Genomic DNA, 2,647 nt, shown 5'->3' with positions numbered 1-2,647 from the left:
GCCCGGAGTGAAGTGCGTGGTCGGGCGGACCGGGTGGTCGACGGGTACCTGGCTGGGCAAGGCGGTCGTCAAGGCGGCCGGCATGGGTCAGTGCAAGGTGGCCTACCTGATCGGAGCGCAGTCGCTCACCATCGACCAGGATCGCTTCGAGGCCCTCAAGCAGGTCATCAAGGACTATCCGAACATCCAGATCGCGGCCTTCCAGGAGGCGCAGTACCGCCGCGACCTGGCCCGGGAGGTAATGCAGAACGTCTTCCAGGCCCAGCCTGACATCAACATCGTGGTCTCGTCGGGCGACCAGATGACGCTAGGGGCGTACGACGCCGCCAAGGAAGCCGGGATAGAGAAGGGGATCAAGTTCATCGGCAACGGCTGCAGCAAGGAGGGCTGGCAGGCCATCAAGGATGGGCAACTGTTCGCCAGCTACGCCGATATCCCCTACACGCAGGGGCAGTTGCTCGTCGAAGTGGCGGTGAAGGCAGTGCGGGGTGAGCCGGTGCCGGAGTCCATCAACCTGGAGGACAGGCGGCCTCCCCTTCCGGCGGAAGGTCCCGTGATCACCCCCGAGAACATCGGGCAGTTCCAGCCGCAGTGGTAGTGCGCACGCGGAAAGCGCCGGGGGGACCCTGACCCGACATGGACAGCCAGCCGATCGTGACCCTGAGGTCCGTGAGCAAGCGATTCGGCGGGGTCGAGGCCCTGAAGGACGTGTCCCTGGCCATCGAGCGGGGGACGATCCACGCCCTCGTTGGCGAGAACGGGGCGGGCAAGTCCACGCTGGGGAAGATCATCGGGGGAGTCTACCGTCCCGACAGCGGGCAGGTCCTGATCGAGGGGCGTTCCGTCGCCTACGGTTCCCCGCGGGACGCGCTCGCGGACGGCATCGCGCTGATTTCCCAGGAGGTCACGCTCGTCCCCCAGCGCACGGTCATCGAGAACGTCTTCCTCGGCATCGAGAGCGTCCGGCGGGGGTTCGTACAGGAACGCGAGATGCGCAGGCGCTACGACGAACTGGTGGCCAACTCCGGCCTGTACATCCCCCCGGACGCCCTCTTGTTCTCCCTGCGCGTGGCCGAGCAGAAGAAGGTCGAAATCCTCAGGGCCGTGGCCCGGAACGCGCGCGTCATAATCATGGACGAGCCCACCGCCGCCCTGTCCGCCGAAGAGACGGAGAAGCTGTTCTCCCTCGTGCGGAGGCTGAAAGCTGCGGGGACCACGATCGTATACGTATCGCACTTCCTGCAGGAGGTGCTGTCGCTCGCGGACCGGGTCACGGTGCTGCGCAACGGGCAGTGCATCAGGACGTCTTCGGTGGCCGACGAGACGTTGGAGAGCCTGGTGGAGGCCATGCTCGGCCGGTACGTGGCGCTCGGCTTCCCCGAGAAGCTGCACCCGCCCGAGGAGGCGCCCGTGGTGCTGTCGGTGGAAGGCCTGGCACGGGACGGGGCGTTCTCCGACATCTCCTTCCACGTCCGCGAAGGGGAGATCGTGGGGCTGGCGGGGCTGGTGGGCAGCGGCCGTTCCGAGATCGCCCGGGCCATATTCGGGGCGGACGCGCGCACGGCCGGCACCGTCCGGGTGCGCGGGCGGCCGGTCAATCCGCGCTCCCCCCGGGAAGCGATCAGGGCCGGGATAGCCATGCTGCCGGAGAGTCGCAAGTTACAAGGGCTCATACTGAAGCTCCCCGTGGGGTGCAACGTCTCCCTGCCTCACCTCGGGCTGGTGGCACGGGGGCCGTTCGTAAGGCCGCTCGTCGAGCGCCGTCGGGTGGAGCAACTGCTGACGGAACTGGACGTGAGGCCGCGGGACCCGCGGGTTGAGGCGAGGTCCCTGTCGGGCGGCAACCAGCAGAAGGTCCTGTTTGCAAAGTGGCTCTTCGGGCGCCCCCACGTGTTGATCGCCGACGAGCCCACCGCGGGCGTGGACGTGGGGGCCAAGAGGGCGATATACCGGCTGATACATTCCCTTGCCGGCAGCGGCATGGCTGTCATACTGATTTCGTCCGACCTCGGCGAGGTGCTCGGGCTGGCCCACCGGGTCCTCGCCCTGCGCCGGGGGTGCATCGTCGGAGAGTTCTCGGGTCCCGCCGTCACGGAGGACAGGGTGATGCGGGCCATCTTTGCCGCAGATCAGGGTGGTGCTGACCGGTGAGCGAGCAGGAGAGGAACCCGGGAGCGGCCGGGAAGGGTGGCCGGCAGCTCGTGTCGGCGCGCGCGATCCTCCGCAACTACGGGATCATCCTGGCCTTCCTGGTGCTGTTCGCGGTCCTTTCGCTCTCCACCCCGGCCTTTCTGACCCCGCGCAACCTGCACAACATAGTCGACCAGTCCGCCGAGGTCGGAATTGTCGCGTGTGCCATGACCTTGGCCATAATCAGCGGCAACTTCGACCTGTCTGTGGGGGCCATCTTCGCCTTCAGCGGGTGTGCGGCCGCGATACTGGGAGCCAAGGGGTACGTCGGTGCCGGTCTGGTGCTGGGCCTGCTGTGTGGCCTTGTGTTCGGGTTGCTCAACGGCTCCATCATTGCGGGGTTTCGTGCGCACTCGTTTATCGCCACGCTCGCCACCGGCTACATCATCCGGGGATTGGCGATGATTCTGACCAGCGGGCGGTTGATCATAGTCGGCAGCCCCTCCTTCAAGACCCT

General features: G+C 66.9%; 3 protein-coding genes. All 3 read left to right on the top strand.

Going from position 1 to position 2,647, the window contains the following annotated elements; all coding sequences use genetic code 11:
- Nucleotides 1-598, top strand: a 598-nt coding sequence (locus AB1609_20670; GenBank protein MEW6048858.1) for a sugar ABC transporter substrate-binding protein, incomplete at its 5' end; no start/stop codon positions are given.
- Between the two features lie 38 nt (nucleotides 599-636).
- Nucleotides 637-2,151: a sugar ABC transporter ATP-binding protein gene (locus AB1609_20665; GenBank protein ID MEW6048857.1), complete on the top strand. Its 1,515-nt coding sequence runs from the start codon at nucleotides 637-639 to the stop codon at nucleotides 2,149-2,151.
- Nucleotides 2,148-2,647: ABC transporter permease (locus AB1609_20660; GenBank protein MEW6048856.1), on the top strand; the 500-nt coding region annotated here is incomplete at its 3' end. The genes AB1609_20665 and AB1609_20660, both read left to right, overlap by 4 nt.

This window comes from Bacillota bacterium (assembly GCA_040754675.1).
Classification (GTDB): domain Bacteria; phylum Bacillota; class Limnochordia; order Limnochordales; family Geochordaceae; genus Geochorda.
Note: the sequence above shows the minus strand (reverse complement) of the source record. Positions and strands in the feature narration are given on the sequence as shown.

Excerpts from the sequence above, each read along its gene's own strand:
- AB1609_20665 (MEW6048857.1), top strand. The coding sequence starts at position 637 with ATGGACAGCCAGCCGATCGTGACCCTGAGGTCCGTGAGCAAGCGATTC.